A 19,803-nucleotide genomic window follows, 5' to 3' on the forward strand; every position below is an offset into this window, starting at 1 on the left:
CGGAGTCATATTATGAGCACCTCACAAGACGTGTTGAAAAAGATTACTGAAAACGAAGTCAAATTTGTTGACTTCCGTTTTACAGATACCCTTGGCAAAGAACAGCACGTCTCCGTGCCTGTGAGTCATATGGATGAGGGCAAGTTCAGCGATGGTCATGCCTTTGATGGATCGTCGATTGCTGGCTGGAAAGGTATCGAAGCCTCTGACATGTTGCTGATGCCCGATCCTTCTACCGCACATATGGATCCATTCCGCGAAGAGTCCACGATGATCATCACGTGCGACGTGCTTGAGCCAACTGATATGAAAGGTTACGAGCGGGATCCACGCTCTCTCGCCAAACGCGCTGAAGCCTATCTCAAATCTAGCGGTTTAGGCGACACCGCATACTTTGGACCTGAGCCAGAGTTCTTTGTTTTTGACGGCGTCACCTGGGGTGACGATATGTCTGGTTGCCACGTAAAAATCAAATCCGACGAGGGTTTCTGGTCCTCAAGCGCTGACAACGAAGGCGGCAACCTCGCACACCGTCCGCGCGTGAAGGGTGGATACTTTCCAGTACCTCCCGTGGATTCAATGCAAGACATGCGTTCGGAAATGTGTATTTTGCTCGAAGAAGCCGGCATCCCCGTCGAAGTTCATCACCACGAAGTCGCTGGTGCTGGCCAAATGGAAATCGGCACCAAATTTAGCACGCTCGTCAAACGCGCGGACTGGATTCAGATTTTGAAATACACAGTCCACAACGTGGCACACGCTTATGGCAAAACAGCAACCTTTATGCCTAAGCCAATCGTTGGTGATAACGGTTCAGGCATGCACGTTCACCAGTCCATCTGGAAAGACGGTCAAAACTTGTTCGCAGGCAATGGTTATGCCGGCTTGTCAGAATTTGCGCTGTACTACATCGGCGGCATTATCAAGCATGCTCGTGCGTTGAATGCCATCACTAACCCCGGCACTAATTCCTACAAGCGTTTGGTTCCTCACTACGAAGCTCCAGTCAAGCTTGCCTATTCGGCACGCAACCGCTCCGCTTCGATTCGTATTCCTCACGTGTCCAATCCAAAAGGTCGCCGTATCGAGGCGCGCTTTCCTGATCCTCTTGCCAACCCATACTTGGCCTTCTCTGCCTTGATGATGGCTGGTCTAGATGGCGTGCAAAACAAGATTCACCCCGGCGATCCCGCTGACAAGAATCTGTACGATTTGCCACCAGAAGAAGATGCAAAGATCCCAACAGTCTGCAGCTCGTTGGAGCAGGCTCTTGAGTCGCTGGACAAGGACCGTGAGTTCTTGACACGCGGTGGAGTCTTTACAAACGAAATGCTGGATGCGTATGTCGAGTTAAAGATGAACGAAGTGAATCGTCTTCGTATGACGACACATCCCGTCGAATTCGATATGTATTACAGCCTCTAAACGGCCGACAAAACTTGGGGTCGGGCCTCCCGGCCCGATACCCATGATTGCTTTTGAAGCCTTTGATCTCCTTGCAACGACGGTTTTATTACTGAATCGCCGTGGCGAGATTTTGCAGGCTAATTCGGCAGCAGAAATGATGTTCGGCAGATCTCGACGACACATTATTGGTTCGTCGGCAGGATTTCTTTTTGAACGTGATAAAGCCTTAGAACAATCTATTCGACAAGCCTGTGAGGGCGAAGTCGATGATTGTCGTCAGTTCGCGCGCATGCGTCGTGGCTCGGAGACTGTTGAAGTCAGTGTGACTTCCATTGCTTTAACAAACAAGCCCTGGGCAGCTTTACTCGAGATCAAGGACATTGAACAACGTGTATTAGTTGACCGAAGTATCAGGCTTGTTGACGACATTGAAACGCAGCACGAACTTTTGCGTAATCTTGCGCACGAGGTCAAAAATCCTCTCGGAGGTTTACGCGGCGCAGCACAGTTGCTTGAGTCCGAACTTCCTGATCCTGCTTTACAAGAATATACACGGGTCATCATTTCAGAAGCTGATCGTCTGCAGGCTTTAGTCGATCGCTTAGCCGCACCACAGCGGATGCCGATTCAATGGCAGTCTGTCAATATTCATGAAGTGTGTGAGCGCGTCTGCGCCTTGGTGCGTGCGGAGTTTAGAGATGTCGCACTTGTACGTGATTATGACGCCTCCATGCCTGAGTTTCGCGCTGACCCTGCAAGGCTGGTGCAAGCACTTTTAAATGTAGTCAGAAATGCGGCTCAAATGATGACCGGGTCCATACCGGTAGCCTCACCTCTAATCACTTTAAAAACCAGAGTTGCACGTCAAGTTTTATTGAGACATAAGCAACACAAGATGGCGATCGTGGTATCGGTCACTGATAACGGCCCTGGTGTGCCCTTGAATCTTCAGGACCGTATTTTTCACCCGCTTGTGACAGGCCGCGAAGGCGGCACAGGATTAGGTCTGAGTCTCGCTCAGGATTTTGTTCAACAGCACGGTGGGGTGATTGAGTTTGATTCTCGACCTGGTCACACTGAGTTTCGTTTAATGTTACCCATGGAGTCTTTATGAAACCAGTCTGGATTGTGGATGATGATCAAGCCATCCGCTGGGTGCTTGAAAAAGCTCTGAGCCGCGCTGGCATGACGACACGCAGCTTCGTCGGGGCCAGTGATGTATCGATTGCGCTTGAGTCCGAGCTTCCCGCTGCACTGATTTCTGATATCCGGATGCCAGGCACGGATGGTTTTACATTGCTCAAGTTAGTCAAGGAAAAATATCCTAGTTTGCCAGTCATCATCATGACGGCCTATAGTGATCTTAACACCACAGTTAGTGCATTTCAGGGGGGGGCATTTGACTACTTGGCCAAACCCTTTGATATCAATGAGGCTGTTGCGCTCATTCAACGCGCCGTGCGAGAGCCTTCGCCCAGCGATGGCGCGAGTCTCTCTCCAACTTCTGGGCAAACGACTACTTCTGCAAGACCGTCTGACAAAGGTATCTTGACCCAATCCTCCTCCGTGGCGATGCAGGAAGTCTTCAGGGCGATTGGACGTTTAGCCCATTCAAACGTCACTGTTTTGATTACGGGTGAATCCGGTACGGGCAAAGAACTTGTGGCTCGTGCATTACATAGCCATGGCATGCGCTCGAAAGGCCCTTTTGTTGCCTTGAATACCGCAGCGATTCCACGAGACCTTCTTGAAGCCGAATTATTTGGTCATGAACGCGGTGCTTTTACGGGCGCCAATTCTTTACGTCGCGGACGTTTCGAAGAGGCGAGTGGCGGAACTTTGTTTTTGGATGAGATTGGCGATATGCCTTTCGAATTACAGACTCGCTTGCTGCGTGTTTTGTCTGATGGCACTTTCTATCGGGTAGGGGGGGCACAGCCCGTGAGTGTCGATGTCCGCATTGTTGCCGCCACACACCAGCCTCTTGAAGAGCGTGTGAGGGAAGGCAAATTTCGTGAGGATTTATTTCATCGTCTGAACGTCATTCGCTTGCGACTCCCCCCTCTGAGAGAGCGGCGTGAGGATATTCCAGAACTCGCCAGGCATTTTTTATCTGTGTGTGCGCGCGGACTAGGCGTTCCAGCCAAGCGTATTTCTGATCAAGCTATGCAGATTTTGGCTCAATTCGATTTTCCCGGAAATGTCAGACAATTGGAGAACTTCTGTCATTGGCTGACCGTCATGGCTCCAGGTCAAACTGTAGAGGCTAGCGATCTTCCTGTCGAAGTTCGTTCCGCCGATTTTCCTCAAAAACACCCTAATCTTCCAGGCATTGCGGTCTCCCAGACCTGGCAGCAACTCCTTGCCATCGAAGCAAATACCCGTCTTTCACGCTCTGACCCGGAAGTGTGGTCTGCTTTAACAAGACAGTTCGAGCGCACAATTTTGCAATCCTCTCTCGAGGTATGTCGTGGACGCCGCGTTGAGGCTGCCGCCAGACTTGGCATGGGGCGTAATACTATTACTCGAAAACTTCGAGAGTTGGGAATGGACTCGGGTTATGCCGACAACCAACCTGAACTGACGAACTGATTATTTTCTTTGTTTTTAGGCACTAAGCTATCGACTTCGACTATTGAACGTTAAAATCCAATAGTTATTGATTGGGAGCAAACATGTCTAAACAAATTATCCACACCAATGCCGCACCCGCAGCTGTTGGTCCTTATTCACAAGCTGTGGCCGCACCTGCCGGGAAAATGGTTTTTCTATCAGGTCAGATTGGGCTGATTCCAGAAACCGGCCTCATGGTTTCTGACAGTTTCGAGCCGCAAGTACGCCAATCCTTCGCGAATATGAAAGCCGTGATCGAAGCGGCGGGCGGACGTCTTGAAAATATCGTCAAACTGACGTTGTTTCTCACGGACCTCAAGCAGTTTCCTGTCGCTAATAGCATTATGGCCGAGCTCATTCCCGAGCCATACCCCGCACGGAGTACCGTCGGGATTAGCAGTCTGCCTAAAGATGCACAGTTTGAGATAGAAGCGATTATCGTTATTTGACGATGCGCATGTGCCGCAGGAGTTGTCATGCCTAGTTCGTTTGGTCGATCGCCTAAACGTGGTGCATCGTCTGATATGTCTGTACGTTCAAAATTCGAACGTCTCGGTTTGACAACGCCTGAATCACTGATCTTGCACCTTCCTCTTCGCTACGAAGATGAAACACAGATTCAAGATATCGCAGCTTTACGTCCTGGTATGTCTGCGCAGGTCGAAGGCGTGATTGTGCGCTCTGATGTCATTCTCAAACCTAGACGCCAGTTGACCGCCGTTTTACGAGATGACACCGCTGAGGTTGGGCTGCGCTGGCTCACTTTCTACCCTAGTCAGCAGACACAAATGCAAGCAGGTAAACGTTGGCGGGTCCGAGGAGAAGTTCGAGGTGGCTTGTACGGCTATGAGTTGATACATCCACGCATCTCAGCACCTGGTGCAGCTTTATCCGTGGCTCTCACCCCGATCTACCCGACAACGGACGGTCTCTCTCAACCAAGCTTGCGCAAGGCCATTACACAAGCATTGGGTAGTGCAGCCATGCAAGACACCTTGCCTGCTGCTCTCCTTGAAAAGCTCGACTTGATGCCCTTTGAAGAGGCAGTCCGTACGCTTCATGCACCAACACCCGAGATGGATGCTCATGCGTTGATGGAACATGAACATCCCGCATGGACAAGAATTAAATTTGATGAATTACTTGCTCAGCAGTTATCACTCGCAGCCGCGCGAGCAGCTCGTCAAAGTAAACAGGCTCAGCCCTTTACGCACAAAATCAATCAGAGTCTTGTCGCCAAACTTAAAAATTCGCTCCCTTTCACACTGACAGGAGCTCAACACCGTGTATCCGATGAAATCGCAGCTGATTTAGGACGAAGTTTTCCAATGTATCGTTTGTTGCAAGGCGATGTTGGAAGTGGCAAGACCGTTGTTGCGGCTCTTGCTGCTCTTCAGGCTATCGATCATGGCGCACAAGTCGCATTAATGGCACCGACCGAAATACTTGCCGAACAACATTACGTCAAACTCAAGTCTTGGTGCGATCCTTTAGGCATCAGAGTATGTTGGCTCGCTGGAAGCGTGTCTGCAAAGGATCGCCGTGAAGCCTTGCAAGCCATTCGTTCTGGAGAAGCAAAATTAGTGGTTGGTACACAGGCACTTATTCAGGAGAGTGTGGACTTTCAAGCGCTTGGACTGATCATTGTGGATGAGCAACATCGTTTCGGTGTGACTCAGCGTTTAACACTTTCACGCAAAGGTGAGCACGTCGGTTTAACAGACTGGGTCCCTCATCAGCTGACGATGAGCGCGACACCCATTCCACGCACTCTCGCGATGACGTTTTATGCCGACTTAGAGGTCTCCTCAATAGACGAGTTGCCACCAGGACGCACACCTGTCGTGACTAAACTCATCGCGTCTGACCGTCGCAGTGAGTTGATTCAACATATCGCTCAGGCTTGCGACAAAGGGCAACAAACCTATTGGGTTTGTCCCCTCGTCGAGGAAAGTGAAGCTTTAGATTTACAAACCGCAGTGGATACGCATAAAGACTTGACCGAAGCGCTAGTAGGCTTCAATGTCGGTCTTGTGCACGGTCGTTTGCCGACCGCTGAAAAAGCACGCGTGATGCAGGCATTTCGGATGGGAGAAATTGATGTACTCGTCGCGACGACAGTGATTGAGGTCGGGGTTGATGTTCCAAACGCCTCTATGATGGTGATCGAACATGCCGAACGTTTTGGTTTGGCGCAGCTACATCAATTGCGAGGTCGAGTCGGGCGAGGGGCACTGCAGTCTGTCTGTGTCCTGCTTTATCAGACACCGTTATCTTTGATTGCCCGTCAACGCCTTAAAGCGATGTATGAAACCCAGGATGGATTTGAAATCGCGCAACGTGATCTTGAGTTGCGTGGACCTGGTGAATTGCTCGGCGCACGACAATCGGGTATGGCTTTACTCAAGTTCGCTGATCTCGCGACCGATTCTAGTCTTGTCAATCTAGCGCGTGAAGTAGCAAAGGATCTCCGTCAATACGCACCTGAGGTGGTTGAAAAGCACCTCGATCGATGGATGCGCGGTCGGGAGAATTTTTTGCGTAGTTGAGGTTTCAGTTGAGATTTTACTTATCCTAGAAATAGCTATTTTTGCAGTCAAACGACGTGTTTATTGAAAAGTTGGATTTTTGATGACTTTGACCGAACTGAAATATATTGTTGCCGTCGCGCGAGAGCGTCATTTTGGGCGGGCTGCGGAGGCCTGTTTTGTCAGCCAGCCAACGCTCTCTGTTGCCATTCGTAAGCTCGAAGTCGAACTCGGTATTACCTTATTCGAACGTGGTGGCACTGAGGTCGGTGTGACACCTATTGGTCAGCAAATTGTGTCTCAAGCACAAAAAGTACTCGAGGAAAGCGCCAATCTTAAAGAGCTCGCACGATTGGGACACGATCCTTTGGCCGGTGTATTGCGTGTTGGCGTGATTCATACGATTGGTCCGTATCTCTTACCCAAACTTGTTCCTACTCAAATCGAACGAACGCCACAAATGCCTTTGATTTTGCAGGAAAACTTTACTGTTCGCCTGATTGAACTGCTTCGACAAGGAGAGATCGACTGTGCCATCATGGCACTGCCACTTCCAGATGCGGGCTTAATGACTCAGCCTCTTTATGATGAAGAGTTTATCGTCGTGATCCCAGCGAGCCACCCCTGGTCGACGCGTAAAACAATTTCTGCCGAAGACTTGAAACAACAAAATATGTTGCTACTTGGAAGTGGCCACTGTTTCAGGGATCAAGTCCTTGAAGTTTGCCCCGAGTTATCGCGTTTTGCAGCCTCTAGCGAAGGCATTCAAAGAACTTTTGAAGGATCCTCGCTTGAAACGATACGCCATATGGTTGCAGCAGGTATCGGTATCACTGTGATGCCTCGCACGTCGGTACCAAAAGAAGAGCGCAATAACAAATTATTACGCTACATCCCTTTTGATCGTCCGATTCCAGATCGACGTGTCGTACTCGCTTGGCGTAAAAGCTTTCCCCGCGCCGCTGCGATTGATGCCCTCGCTCAAGCAGTCTATGCCTGTGAGTTACAAGATGTCAAAATGTTGCCTCAGCAGTTACAAGTACATACACAGGCGCCCTAGGATCTGACCGTGATTTCTAAATTAAAACTCTACGGTCAATTGATTCGAATCGATAAACCGATTGGTATCTTGCTTTTACTCTGGCCAACGTTATGGGCGCTCTTTGCCGCCGCCGACGGGATGCCTAATCTTCATATTTTGGTCGTGTTTGTTTTAGGTACTGTTTTAATGCGCTCGGCAGGCTGCGCAATGAATGATTATTTCGATCGCGAAGTCGACCTACATGTCAAACGTACTCAGCTTAGAGTCATAGCAACGGGCGCGATCAAACCAAGAGAAGCGCTTTACGTTGCCGCAGTATTGGGATTACTCAGTTTTCTTCTTGTTTTAACGACAAATACCCTGACGATCTTTTTAGCAGTGATTGCTGCAATTTTAGCGATCACATATCCACTGTTCAAACGCTTTTTTGCGATTCCTCAAGCCTATCTCGGCATCGCCTTTGGCTTTGGAATACCCATGGGTTTTGCCGCTATTCAAGATCAGATTCCTGACGTAGCCTGGTTGTTACTGTGTGCGAATATTTTTTGGGCGATGGCTTATGACACTGAGTATGCAATGGTCGATCGTGATGATGACGTACGTTTAGGCGTCAAATCCTCTGCCATCACCTTTGGAAGCTATGATGTAATGATCGTAGGACTGTGTTATGCCATGACCCTTGTTTTACTGGGCGTCGCTGGCGCCTGGCTCCAATATAGTTGGATTTTTTATGCCGCACTTTCTGTTGCGGCCATGATTGCCGCTCAGCATATGAATTGGATAAAAGGACGTGACCGTCAAGCTTGCTTTAAAGCCTTTCTGCATAATACGTGGATTGGTGCTGTCATTTTTATAGGTATTGCATTTGAAGTTTTAATCTAAAGGTATTTTGATGACTCACTTTCCCTCTGTGGCCTTTATTGGCGGTGGCAATATGGCCAATGCCTTAGTTTCCGGCTTGCTCGCCCAGCATTGCCCCTCATCACAAGTGCACATCGTTGAGGTGGCAGATCCATTACGCAAAACGTGGTCAGAGCGTGGCATGAGTACAAGCGCGTCGCCAGATGCGCATCTACGAAACCATCAGGTTTGGATTTTTGCTGTCAAACCGCAACAAATGAAAGATGTAGTTTTGCTATGCAAACCCTGGATGACGCCCGAAACCTTGGTGATTAGTATCGCTGCGGGTATTTCTATTGCCTCGCTTGCCAATTGGTTAGGTTCCCCGCACGCGCCCTTTAACAATATTGTTCGCTGTATGCCCAATACACCCGCGCTTGTAGGAGCCGGGGTAACAGGGCTCGCTGCGCCTTCAGTTCTTTCGGTAGAGAATCGAATGAGCGCGACCAATCTTTTGGCGGCTGTAGGTCAAACCGTTTGGGTCAAGGACGATGCCGCCATCGATGCTGTCACGGCACTTTCAGGTAGCGGTCCTGCTTATGTTTTCTTATTTCTTGAAGCGTTAATCCAAGGCGGGGAAGCTCTTGGCTTGACCTCTGACCAAGCTAAAGAACTCGCCATGGCAACGCTAGTCGGTGCAACCAAACTTGCATGTGAATCGTCTGATACACCCTCAACCCTTAGAGAGCGTGTCACTTCAAAAGGAGGCACGACTGCTGCTGCGCTGTCTGTCTTTCACGAGTCGCATTTTCTAGAGATTGTCACGAAAGCGATGACGGCCGCAGATCGTCGCGCTGCCGAACTCTCCAAAGAGTTCGGTGTCTAAATCCCTTTTAATTTTTTAAAATTAAATTGTTACTTATCAAATAACTGGAATACTCACGTGAAAAAAGTGATTGGTTTTGTCGCAGTGATTGGTGCGCTCATGGCTATTTGGCTAGGTGCGAGTTTTTACTCGGCGTACACCACGGGTCAATACGTCACCTCTCTACCTGAACTCTATAAACAGAATGACTCCATACACATCAAAACAATTGAACACCATCAATCTGCTTTTTCTTCATCAGGGAAGTTTGAAGTTCGTTTTCCAAATTTCGCTCCAATCTCCGACGCAGGACCAACAGCAATCGGCTTAATCATTCAATACAAAATATCAAACCTCCTCATGCCAGACTCTGCAGGTCGACTTGAGTGGAAGATGACGGGTGTCGATTCGATCGATCCCGTGCTCAAACAGCTTTTTGGGCAAGGCCCGACGATGCATGGAAAAGGGCATATTGGGTATGGTGGTCAGCGTCATTCAAGCATTGAACTCTCAGAGCTTTTATTCAAAGATCCACAAACTGCCTTAAAGCTCACGCCACTGACTGGGACTGCGACCTGGGATAATCAGACACTTAAATTAAAACTTCATTCTGAGCATCTCAGTGCACGAACGGATTCTGTCGTCACAGATTGGCGGGGTATGAGTATTGATATCAATCTCTCTAATCGTAATCTGGGATTAGGTACGTATGCATTTGAAATCGAACAAGGCAACAGTGCATCATCCGCCTTTGAAGGTATGAAACTCACTAAAACCGCCAGTTTAAATAATGATCTTTTCAATCTAGCTATTTCTCAAACCATTAAGCGCTACTCTTATGAGAAATTCAAGCTAAGTGATGTTGATCAAGAGTTTGCTATACGTGGCTTGGATAAAGACAGCGTCATGGCGATCTCAGCTATTTTTCGCGAAGCTAAAAGCTTCAATAAAATGTCGGGAGAAGAACGGGCCACGCTCTCCAAATCTTTACGAGATTTGTTTAATAAAGGTTTTTCGATTGGCATACCTCGCCTAATGACTAAAGTAGAGGGCGGATCCCTGAGCGGAGACTTGAACATTGAAGTATTAAAGGCCGATGGAACCCCGCCAGCTTTCTCCACTTCTGAGCGTCTGCGTGCGACAGGACAAGTTGTCTTAAATGGTAGGGGAGTATTGGACAAAGCACAGCAGACAACGGCTTTGATGCTTGGACTGGCCGTTAAAACGCCTGAAGGTCTTAAAACAAGTTTTGGATTTACCAATGGTGCGCTGTCAGTGAACGGTAAAATCTTTAACGTAAAAGATAATCTTAAATTTCTTGACGATATGATTAATATTGCACTTGATCTTTGATCAACAACTGAGCATAAAAAAAAAGGATCCGAAGATCCTCTTTTTTAACGACTCTCGTCACGCCTCTTTTAAAACGTTTACTAAACTGGCGTAAACATTGGAACAGGAGGACCTTCCCCGGTTGTTGGCTTGAAAACCAACTTGACCTTTTGTCCAATCTTTAGCGCAGCCAAATCACAATCTACGATTTGGGTCATCATCGTCACACCTTCGTCGAGTGTCACATAGGCGATGCAATAAGGATTGGGATTGCCGCGCTGCATGACGCTCAGAGAGTAAATCGTGCCCTGACCTGAGCCTTCTTTCCATTCGGTTTCACCAAAACAAAAGGGGCAGAGAATACGAGGATACCAATGTGGCTCTTTGCAAGATTTACAATATTTGACTAAAAACTTACCCGTTTTGGCAGCCTCCCAAAAAGGTTGATTTCCTTGCTCTTCAGCAGGGGCTGGAATAGGATTGGGTTGATACATCATCGTCATGATTATTCACGCTCCATGATCAGTGTTGCGCTACCATGGCGCGAACCAAGTAAACCGCCTGTGCCATGGGCAAGGGCAATGTCACAATTTTTGACCTGTACGGCAGGATGCGCTTCGCCGCGCAATTGACGGACAGCCTCGATCACTTTAGTGATACCACCCCGATTAGCCGGGTGGTTGTTGCACAGACCACCACCGTCAGTGTTAAAGGGCAGTTTGCCTACGCCAGAGATCAAGTTGCCATCAGATACAAATTTACCGCCTTCGCCTTTTTTACAAAACCCAAGATCCTCTAACTGCATCAAAACCGTGATGGTAAAGCTGTCATATATCGAGGCATATTTGATATCTTGGGGCGTCAGGCCGGCTTCTGCAAAGGCATTGGCTCCAGACATGCGAGCACCCGAATAGGTCAGGTCAACACGACCACCGAGTTGTCCTTTGAATGACTCTCCAGCACCGCGAAGCTTGACGAGAGGTCGCTTGAGTGACTTGGCAATATCAGGACGCGCCACAATCAAAGCACCACCACCATCACTCACCACGCAACAGTCGAGACGATGAAGGGGAGTGGATACAAGAGGGGAATTGATCACGTCCTCAACGGTCACGACATCCCGCAACATGGCGTGTGGATTATGTTGCGCATGGTGTGAGGCCGCAACCTTAATCCATGCAAGTTGCTCAGAAGTCGTGCCGTACTCATACATATGTCGGGCGGCGACCATTGCATAACTGTTGACAGTCACTGGCCCAAAGGGCGCCTCAAAAGGTACGTCCGGCAAATCATTGCCCCAGTTCCGAGGCTGTAATCCAGAAGAGCCTGCCGAACGTGGGCGTCCAGCTAGAGTAATCAGTGCGATGTCGCACTTTCCAGCAGCGATGGCTTGGGCTGCATGAGAAACATGGATGAGATAAGAGCAGCCTCCGGTCTCTGTGGAGTCAACATGGCGCAGCTTGTTGAGCCCCATATAGTCGGCCATGTTTAACATGCCTAGGCCTGGTGCATCGCCTGCACAAAAATAACCGTCAATGTCACTCAGTGATAAGCCAGCATCCTCCAGGGCACCTTTGGCTGATTCCGCGTGCAACTGCGCGACGGATTTGTCTGGGGCTTTACGCGTAGGGTGTTCATATGCACCGACGATATATGCTTTGTCTCGAATAGTCATTGGTTTAGATATTTAGTTGTGAAAGAAATGAAGTCTCGTCCGTCTTTTTACCACTGTTATGCACGAATTTTTTTAAACTTTTAGGTTTTTGTATAGGGTTATTGTGTCCGACGCTGACGTAAACTCGCGACTCCGAGCAAGACCCAACCTAGCATCAGGCATATTCCTCCCGTTGGTGCCACAACAGTGGCATGCTGGAGGTTCAAAAGATACTTCAACTCGATCGAGCCACAAAATAAGAATATGCCGATTAAAATAAATACTCGACTCCACTGCACAAGAGTTCCTGTCAGTAAAGTACTCATGATCAGAACTAAAGCATGAATGAGTTGATAAATAGCTGCTTTTTCAATAGCGGCGATTGCTTTAGGGTCCGCGAGTGCATGGGCAGCGATTGCACCCATTGAGACAGCCATCAAACCCAAAAGAGCAGCGACAGCGATCCATTGAAAGGAATAATCTTTTTTTTCCAACATTGACTTAGGGTAAAGATCCATTCAAAGCATTATATTAAACTTAGTTTTATCATTAACCATTGCTTGATTATTAAGAGTGTCAACGTGTCATCATCAAATACAAAATCTTATTTCGGATTAACCATTCCATATTTAGATTTTCTTCAGCTTGAACCCGTGCTCTGCCAAGACGACCAAGCCGTGACGCGAATCAAAATTCGTGATGAGCTAAAAAATAGCAGGGGACATATTCACGGCGGTGCCATTATGAGCATTCTTGATTTCACACTCAGTGCCGCTGGGCGAGCAAGCGATCCCTTGGGCCTTGGCATGGCAACCATCGATATGCATACCACCTGCCTGGAGCCTGCCATCACGGATCTGACTGTTCAGGCACGCTGCATACGACGCGGCAGTTCCATTGCTTTTTGTGAAGGTGAGGTCTTAGATACAGCAGGCAATGTGATTGCAAAAGCGAGCGCAGCCTTTAAAGTCCTCAAGATCAAGCCTTTAGCTTAGTTTTGCTTTGACCTGAGCAGAAAGCGTGGACATCTCCGCGCGTCCGGCAAGTGATTGCTTTAAAAGCGCCATAACCTTACCCATTGCAGGTGCGCCGGTTACACCTTGGGCCGCAACCTCGGCAAGGGCGGCATCCATGGCAGTGGCGACCTCGTCTGGGGTCGCGGCCTGAGGTAAAAACTCCTTCAGGATGACCATTTCAGCAGTTTCTTGGGCAGCGGTTTCAACACGCCCGGCTTGTTCAAACGCAGCAATGGACTCGCGCCGTTGTTTGATCTGTTTTTCAATGATCGCAGTGACCTCTGCATCCGATAACTCCTTGCGCTCATCAACTTCGCGCTGTTTGATCGCAGCCTGAAGAAAACGCAATGTTCCCAAACGATCAGCCGCCTTGGCACGCATAGCGTCCTTGACAGAGTCGGAAATTCGGATTTTTAGCTCAGACATAGTTGACCTTCAGGCAAATGAAAACGAATGGGAATTATAGAGCGTCTCACGCACGACCCGCTTAAAAGTTAAAACGATCGAGTGTTCCGGGTGTGATGTTATTTTTTATAGTATCGATGGTCCAAAAGCTTTCACCGCTAACCAGTGCCTGCGCATCAAAGCTTTTTTCGTGAAATCGAACCAATCCATCCGAGCGCTGCATGATGAGCGTGATGCAGCGCGTGCCGTAACGTTCACTTTTGATAAAGGGACTCCCCAACAGCTTTTCACGCTCAGGTCCAACCCCAGTTTGTGGCAACTCGCTCAAAGAGGCTGAGCGTGTGTCTTGCATGATGTCAAAAAAAGAAGCGGGATCGGGCGGTACGGAAGGTATGTGCTGCGCAAGAATTGCTGACACGGCATTTCGAGTTCTTGTCAGCTTTGGCCATGGCGTATCAAGCGAGGCATTTGAAATACCCATAATGCCGCTTTTAACTTGCTGAACAGGAACATCGCTACGGTTAGAGCAGTACCACAAATCAGAGCCGTCGCCGATGATCAAATTAAAGCCGTTATAGCGATGACATTGGTCTTGAACCTCATGAGCAAAATTTTTTGCCAAAGATCCACCGCGCAGGTATTGCTCGGTCAGTAAACCTCTAGACGGGGCAATGGGATCATGACGTCCCGGTTCACGGTAGTTCGTCAAAAGCGCTAGTTTTCCGCTTGTCGTCATTGCCAACCAAGTGCCACCCGCATTTAGATCACGACCTCCCAAGATATTGCCCGCATCTGACCATGGCTCGGCAGGTAGCGTGGGGCGGCTATGCAACTCGTCCCGATTTGCGATCACAATCAGTGGCCAATCAGTCAAACAATTGAACGCAATAATGGCAAGACACATAAATTAGACTGTTTATACCTGTTCAGCCAAGGCTGCGACTTTTGATGGCCAGTTCACCATGACCACACCGATCATCACTAATAAAGCCCCCCAAACGAACTCTGCATGTAGAGGTTCGTCCAAAATTAAAACACCTAAACTGACGCCCAATAATGGCGTCAGAAAGGTAAAGATTGACACGCGTGACGCAAGATAGTGTTTTAAAAGCCAAAACCACATAAGTAAACTCAAAAAAGCAATAAAAATACCCTGTCCGACGATATTCACCGCTAAAAAAGTACTCCAGCGAACGCCCCACTGATCTGTGAGTAGACATCCAAATAGCAAGGCGAGGGTGGCGAAAAACAGTTGATAGAATGTGGTTTGCGTCGCGGGCAGTTTGGCCAAACCTGTCGTGCGAATTAAGATGGTGGTGATCGCCCATCCAAGACCCGCGCCAACTGCGAATAAATCACCCAACAGCATGTTGATATCAAAATGGGACTGAGTGGCCCCTCCGACAAAGCTGATTCCGATTCCGAGAAAACTGACAAAGACGCCTACCCATTGTCGAAGACTCATGCGTTCCTCTGGCACCCAATAATGAAGACCTAATGCGGTAAAGATGGGTGCGGTATAGAGAAAAACAACCGTATGAGAAGCCGTCGTTAAACGCAGACTCTCACCGATCATCCACCACTCGAGTCCAAACAGCAAGCCAACGGACATCCCCGCACGCCACGGTCCCCGCCAGAGTGCGAGCGATGTGCCTTGGTACCACATAAATATTGCTAAAAGAACGCAACCCAAGCTCGAGCGCAAAGCGATCAGCATCGCTGGGCTGATGTCATTGATGCTGAGCTTGAAGAGAATCTGTTGACCACCCCAAAGCGTACAAAGCATGGCAATGCACAGATAGGCAGTTGCGTCTAACGGTTTACGCGAGGGGGTCATGCATTTCCTTTATGACCACTAATTTTACACATAGCTGGGAGATAGCAAATACAGTTCGCCGCACTGTTAAAATCATATTTTTGTAGCTCATTGATTCATGCATATTCCTATGGCGATTGCGCACCCCCCTGTTGGCTCGACGCTTGACGCTTGGCTACAGTACCTCGAAACCTTACACCCCAACGCAATTGACATGGGGCTAGACAGGATTCGCGAGGTGGCAGGGCGTCTTTCCATCCAGTCCAATGCCGTCAAAATCGTCGTTGGAGGCACCAACGGAAAAGGCTCGACCTGTGCAATGCTCGAGTCAATGTTATTGGCGGCAGGCTACCGAGTTGGGCTCTACACCTCACCCCACCTGATCACCTTTAATGAGAGGGCGCGTGTCAATGGCGATATTGTGAGTGACGCCACGCTTATTTCTCATTTTGAACAGGTCGAGGCAGCTAGAAACGGTATTTCATTGACCTATTTCGAATTCACCACCCTAGCCGTGCTGCAACTCTTTGCCGGGTCGAAATTAGATGCAATGGTGCTTGAGGTTGGGCTTGGAGGTCGACTGGATGCGGTCAATATTGTCGATGCTGACTGCTCAATCATTACCAGTGTTGATATCGATCATGTCGACTGGCTAGGTGATACCCGCGAAAAAATTGGTTTTGAAAAAGCACATATCTTTCGAGCGGGTCGTCCTGCCATTGTCAGTGACCCTGCGCCACCCCAGTCATTGTTGGATTATGCAGAGAAAATAGGTGCAGACTTGCGGCTCTTTGGTCGCGACTTCAATTATTCGGGAGATCGACAACAATGGGCTTTCGGTGGGCGTGAACAGCGACGCAATGCGCTCGCCTATCCAGCCTTGCGGGGCGCTAATCAACTTCTCAATGCATCTGCAGCGCTTGCCGCTCTTGAGGCGGTTCGCGACCGCATGGCTGTGCCGCAGCAGGCAGTCCGCCAAGGCTTGCTCCAAGCCTCTTTACCTGGCAGATTTCAAATATTGCCCGGACAGCCAACCATCATCATGGATGTTGCGCACAACCCTCATGCAGCTGCCGTGTTGGAAAAAAACCTTAGCAATATGGGTTTTCATCCCTATACCTATGCCGTTTTTAGCATGCTCTCTGACAAAGATATTGAGGCAGTCGTACGCCATATGGCTCCCCGTATTGACCACTGGTACTGCGCGGGATTGCCAGGACCTCGCGGTTTGTCATACGAGACTATCCAGACCAAGGTTAAAAGCATTTTGACCGATCCAGAGGCCAAAGCACCAAAAGACGTTGAGGTTTCAGGGTTCAAGAGTGTGAAGGATGCTTTCGAAGCTGCGCGCAACAAATGCAACCCGGATGATAGAATCGTAGTGTTTGGATCGTTTTTAACGGTCGCCGAGGCACTTAACTCGAAAGTCAGGATGTTTTAAAATGGGACTGTTTTCAAGAAAAGATAGTGCCCCTTCGCGCAAGCCTATTGGCAAGCCGCGCCCCTCTGTCACCAGTGAGGCCCAAGCAGCCGATTTGCGCATCAAAGCCAGACGACGCTTAGCGGGTGCTGTCGCTCTCATTCTTGCTGCGGTCGTGGTGTTGCCTATGCTGCTGGACTCCGAGCCTGCACCTGTTGCAAGCAATATTCCAATACGTATTCCAGATCGCCAATCACCATTCCAACCCAACCTGTCCGAACCCAGTACCTCCGCAGCCCCAACAGCGACCGCTTCAACATCGGGCCAGGTAACCGCGTCCTCAGAGGCCACCCCCGCTTCCGCAAACACAACTCCGCAAACCAAACCGGATGCCGCTTCTAAACCTGCCTTAACACCTAGCCAGGACTCAAGTCGTCCAGCCACAACTTCCCCTCCTGCTGCACCCTCCGCCCAACAACGCCGTGATGATGCCGCACGTGCACTTGCCCTACTCGAAGGTCGATCGCCCGTTGCGAGTGCCCCCAGCGCTAATCCTCCTGTTCGAGGCAACTTTGTTGTTCAAGCGATGTCGCTCGACTCCTCCGCAGAGGCTCAAAAGCAACGTAACGTTCTCATATCCGCGGGTCTCAATAATGCCTTTGTTGACGGGCCAGTGGACGTCAATGGTCGACCTAAATACCGCGTGAGAGTCGGTCCCTTTCAGTCTCGTGAAGCCGCCCAAGCCGCGCAGACACGTCTGCGCACGCAAGGTTACGGTGGCGCTTTCATTGCCACCCAGTGACCGGTTTCGACTTTGTCCTGTTAGCGATCCTCGCGATCTCGGTCGTTTTAGGATTGTTACGCGGCCTCCTCAAAGAGGTCTTGTCTTTAGTCGCTTATGCATCAGCTTTTTTGGCAGCAATTTGGTGGGGACCTACAGTATCTGAATGGTTAACGCAGTGGATTTCACAGCCTTTCGTCAGCATGGCTCTTGCGTATCTTGGTGTTTTTATCGTCGTTTTGCTTGCTATCGGCGTCATTAACATGACGCTCGCGTCCCTCCTAAGTAAAACAGGACTCGCGCCAGCGGATCACGGTTTAGGTGCAATGTTTGGCTTACTGAGAGGTGTCTTGTTCGTTTTAGTACTTGTTATTTTGGCAGGCTACACGCCATTGCCAGAGGAGCCGTGGTGGAAAAATGCCATGTTCTCCAAACAGGTTGTGAGTGTCGTACAGCAAATAAAGCTTAGGCTTCCGCCACCCATCAATGACTGGCTACCGTATTAATGCTTTAAATTTATTTAATTTTGGTTTAACTGTAATCAGGAAATTTCATGTGCGGAATTGTTGGTGTCGTGGGGCGTGGGCCTGTTAATCAGCTGATCTATGACGCGCTTTTATTGCTTCAGCACCGAGGTCAGGATGCCGCAGGAATTGCGACCTCAAATGGCAACCTTTTTAATATGTACAAAGCCCATGGGCTTGTTCGAGATGTTTTCAGAACACGCAACATGCGCTCGCTTCCCGGCACCTCGGGGATTGGCCAAGTTCGTTATCCCACAGCGGGTTCGTCTGAAAGTGTTGAGGAAGCGCAGCCTTTTTATGTCAATGCACCTTTTGGCATCACGTTCGCGCACAACGGAAATTTGACGAATTGGCAGGAATTACGTGAATCCTTATTCAGGGTTGATCAACGTCATATCAACACAAACTCTGACTCCGAAGTCTTGCTCAATGTCCTTGCTCACGAACTGCAGCGCGCAGCCAATGGTGTTTCTCTGGATGAATCGGCGATTTTCCGAGCGATCAAAGCTGTGCATCAACGTGTCAAAGGTGCTTATGCTGTTGTTGCTCAAATTTCTGGTTATGGCTTAGTCGCATTCCGTGATCCTCATGGGATTCGACCCCTCTGTCTTGGTCAGTCAGAAGCACCACACGGAACTGAATGGATGGTGGCCTCCGAGTCTGTCGCACTTGAAGGCTCAGGTTTTCAGTTTGTGCGCGACATTGAGCCCGGCGAGGCTATTTTTATCACTCTCGACGGTAAATTAAGTCGCGAGCAATGTGCACCAGGCGCTATACACGCACCCTGTATTTTCGAGTATGTCTATTTTGCGCGTCCTGACTCCGTACTAGATGGTGTTTCAGTCTATGGTTCTCGCCTCAGAATGGGTGAGTATCTTGCCGACAAACTTGCCAAAACACTGCGTTTAGGTGACATAGACGTCGTGATGCCGATTCCGGACTCTTCACGGCCATCAGCCATGCAGCTCGCAGACAGACTTGGCTTGAACTATCGCGAAGGACTCATTAAAAATCGCTACATTGGCCGTACTTTTATCATGCCAGGTCAGGCTGTACGTAAAAAGTCTGTTCGCCAAAAACTGAATACTATTGGTATGGAATTTAAAGGCAAAAACGTGCTGTTGGTTGATGACTCAATTGTGCGTGGAACAACGAGTCGCGAAATCGTTGAGATGGCACGCGCTGCGGGTGCCAACAAGGTTTACTTGGCCTCTGCGGCTCCGCCAGTTCGTTATCAAAATGTATATGGTATCGATATGCCAACACAAAAAGAACTGATTGCAACGGGACGTCAAGAAGACGAGATTGCTAAAATTATCGGTGCAGATGCCTTGGTATACCAAGATATTGACTCAATGCAGCGCTCTGTTTCAGACCTGAATCCCGCACTGACGCGTTTTGATAACTCTTGCTTTACAGGTGAATATGTCACAGGTGACATTACACCGGAGTATCTTGAGCGCGTAGGGCGCAATAGGGGTCATACTCAAGAGGAAGCAAACGGATTGCTCTTCAATATGGGTTTTGCCGCCGAAGACAATTAAGCAAGTCTTGAAAAAG

The 19,803-nt window shown here is 49.1% G+C and carries 20 protein-coding genes; 14 read left to right on the plus strand and 6 right to left on the minus strand.

From position 1 onward, the window contains the following. Positions 1 to 12 precede the first annotated feature (12 nt). The 9 genes from glnA to AC8GE9_RS00990 all read left to right on the plus strand — a co-directional run bounded on the left by glnA (position 13) and on the right by AC8GE9_RS00990 (position 10,648). On the plus strand, positions 13 to 1,425 hold the full coding sequence (glnA, locus tag AC8GE9_RS00950) for a type I glutamate--ammonia ligase (RefSeq protein ID WP_506675246.1): 1,413 nt from the start codon (positions 13 to 15) through the stop codon (positions 1,423 to 1,425). Positions 1,426 to 1,468: 43 nt separating this feature from the next. After that, positions 1,469 to 2,521: a nitrogen regulation protein NR(II) gene (gene glnL / locus AC8GE9_RS00955; RefSeq protein ID WP_506675247.1), complete on the plus strand. Its 1,053-nt coding sequence runs from the start codon at positions 1,469 to 1,471 to the stop codon at positions 2,519 to 2,521. Then, on the plus strand, positions 2,518 to 3,999 hold the full coding sequence (ntrC, locus tag AC8GE9_RS00960; RefSeq protein ID WP_506675248.1) for a nitrogen regulation protein NR(I): 1,482 nt from the start codon (positions 2,518 to 2,520) through the stop codon (positions 3,997 to 3,999). The genes glnL and ntrC overlap by 4 nt, the downstream gene beginning before the upstream one ends. An 83-nt stretch (positions 4,000 to 4,082) precedes the next feature. After that, complete coding sequence (locus tag AC8GE9_RS00965; RefSeq protein ID WP_506675249.1) at positions 4,083 to 4,469, plus strand: Rid family detoxifying hydrolase; 387 nt, start codon at positions 4,083 to 4,085, stop codon at positions 4,467 to 4,469. A gap of 75 nt (positions 4,470 to 4,544) precedes the next feature. Beyond that, a complete protein-coding gene (gene recG, locus AC8GE9_RS00970) occupies positions 4,545 to 6,569 on the plus strand; it encodes an ATP-dependent DNA helicase RecG (protein WP_506676288.1) in 2,025 nt (674 codons plus the stop codon). Positions 6,570 to 6,651: 82 nt separating this feature from the next. Continuing rightward, positions 6,652 to 7,608 carry a LysR substrate-binding domain-containing protein gene (locus AC8GE9_RS00975; RefSeq protein WP_506675250.1) on the plus strand — a complete coding sequence of 319 codons (957 nt, stop codon included), beginning with the start codon at positions 6,652 to 6,654 and terminating at the stop codon, positions 7,606 to 7,608. Positions 7,609 to 7,617: 9 nt separating this feature from the next. Then, positions 7,618 to 8,472 (plus strand): 4-hydroxybenzoate octaprenyltransferase, encoded by an 855-nt coding sequence (gene ubiA / locus AC8GE9_RS00980; RefSeq protein ID WP_506675251.1) that lies wholly within the window; start codon positions 7,618 to 7,620, stop codon positions 8,470 to 8,472. A gap of 10 nt (positions 8,473 to 8,482) precedes the next feature. Beyond that, the gene (proC, locus tag AC8GE9_RS00985) at positions 8,483 to 9,316 is read left to right on the plus strand and encodes a pyrroline-5-carboxylate reductase (protein ID WP_506675252.1); all 834 of its coding nucleotides are present in this window, start codon (positions 8,483 to 8,485) and stop codon (positions 9,314 to 9,316) included. A gap of 57 nt (positions 9,317 to 9,373) precedes the next feature. Continuing rightward, positions 9,374 to 10,648 carry a DUF945 family protein gene (locus tag AC8GE9_RS00990; protein ID WP_506675253.1) on the plus strand — a complete coding sequence of 425 codons (1,275 nt, stop codon included), beginning with the start codon at positions 9,374 to 9,376 and terminating at the stop codon, positions 10,646 to 10,648. A gap of 80 nt (positions 10,649 to 10,728) precedes the next feature. Here AC8GE9_RS00990 and AC8GE9_RS00995 read toward each other — a convergent pair whose 3' ends face one another. From AC8GE9_RS00995 to AC8GE9_RS01005, 3 genes are all read right to left on the minus strand, one after another. Next, complete coding sequence (locus tag AC8GE9_RS00995) at positions 10,729 to 11,130, minus strand: Zn-ribbon domain-containing OB-fold protein (protein ID WP_506675254.1); 402 nt, start codon at positions 11,128 to 11,130, stop codon at positions 10,729 to 10,731. Between the two features lie 2 nt (positions 11,131 to 11,132). Next, the gene (locus tag AC8GE9_RS01000; protein ID WP_506675255.1) at positions 11,133 to 12,302 is read right to left on the minus strand and encodes a thiolase family protein; all 1,170 of its coding nucleotides are present in this window, start codon (positions 12,300 to 12,302) and stop codon (positions 11,133 to 11,135) included. A 98-nt stretch (positions 12,303 to 12,400) separates the two neighbouring features. Then, on the minus strand, positions 12,401 to 12,778 hold the full coding sequence (locus AC8GE9_RS01005; RefSeq protein WP_506675256.1) for a DUF423 domain-containing protein: 378 nt from the start codon (positions 12,776 to 12,778) through the stop codon (positions 12,401 to 12,403). Between the two features lie 84 nt (positions 12,779 to 12,862). On the opposite strand from AC8GE9_RS01005, the gene AC8GE9_RS01010 reads away from it, so the two are divergent. Continuing rightward, positions 12,863 to 13,276, plus strand: a complete 414-nt coding sequence (locus AC8GE9_RS01010; protein WP_506675257.1) for a PaaI family thioesterase — start codon at positions 12,863 to 12,865, stop codon at positions 13,274 to 13,276. Here AC8GE9_RS01010 and AC8GE9_RS01015 read toward each other — a convergent pair. The 3 genes from AC8GE9_RS01015 to AC8GE9_RS01025 all read right to left on the minus strand — a co-directional run bounded on the left by AC8GE9_RS01015 (position 13,268) and on the right by AC8GE9_RS01025 (position 15,539). Continuing rightward, positions 13,268 to 13,723 (minus strand): GatB/YqeY domain-containing protein, encoded by a 456-nt coding sequence (locus AC8GE9_RS01015; protein WP_506675258.1) that lies wholly within the window; start codon positions 13,721 to 13,723, stop codon positions 13,268 to 13,270. The genes AC8GE9_RS01010 and AC8GE9_RS01015 overlap by 9 nt on opposite strands. 61 nt (positions 13,724 to 13,784) lie before the next feature. Next, positions 13,785 to 14,606 (minus strand): NRDE family protein, encoded by an 822-nt coding sequence (locus AC8GE9_RS01020; protein ID WP_506675259.1) that lies wholly within the window; start codon positions 14,604 to 14,606, stop codon positions 13,785 to 13,787. 12 nt (positions 14,607 to 14,618) lie between these two features. Continuing rightward, a complete protein-coding gene (locus AC8GE9_RS01025; RefSeq protein ID WP_506675260.1) occupies positions 14,619 to 15,539 on the minus strand; it encodes a DMT family transporter in 921 nt (306 codons plus the stop codon). Between the two features lie 109 nt (positions 15,540 to 15,648). Here AC8GE9_RS01025 and folC point away from each other — a divergent pair, with 109 nt between their 5' ends. The 4 genes from folC to purF are packed head-to-tail and all read left to right on the plus strand — an operon-like array spanning position 15,649 to position 19,787. Further along, positions 15,649 to 16,959, plus strand: a complete 1,311-nt coding sequence (gene folC, locus AC8GE9_RS01030) for a bifunctional tetrahydrofolate synthase/dihydrofolate synthase (RefSeq protein WP_506676289.1) — start codon at positions 15,649 to 15,651, stop codon at positions 16,957 to 16,959. Between the two features lies 1 nt (position 16,960). Beyond that, a complete protein-coding gene (locus AC8GE9_RS01035) occupies positions 16,961 to 17,740 on the plus strand; it encodes an SPOR domain-containing protein (RefSeq protein ID WP_506675261.1) in 780 nt (259 codons plus the stop codon). Continuing rightward, on the plus strand, positions 17,737 to 18,225 hold the full coding sequence (locus AC8GE9_RS01040; RefSeq protein ID WP_506675262.1) for a CvpA family protein: 489 nt from the start codon (positions 17,737 to 17,739) through the stop codon (positions 18,223 to 18,225). The genes AC8GE9_RS01035 and AC8GE9_RS01040 overlap by 4 nt, the downstream gene beginning before the upstream one ends. Positions 18,226 to 18,272: 47 nt before the next feature. Further along, the gene (purF, locus tag AC8GE9_RS01045) at positions 18,273 to 19,787 is read left to right on the plus strand and encodes an amidophosphoribosyltransferase (RefSeq protein WP_506675263.1); all 1,515 of its coding nucleotides are present in this window, start codon (positions 18,273 to 18,275) and stop codon (positions 19,785 to 19,787) included. Positions 19,788 to 19,803: the final 16 nt, after the last annotated feature.

It is taken from the genome of Zwartia lucis (assembly GCF_965234455.1).
Lineage (GTDB): Bacteria > Pseudomonadota > Gammaproteobacteria > Burkholderiales > Burkholderiaceae_B > Zwartia > Zwartia lucis.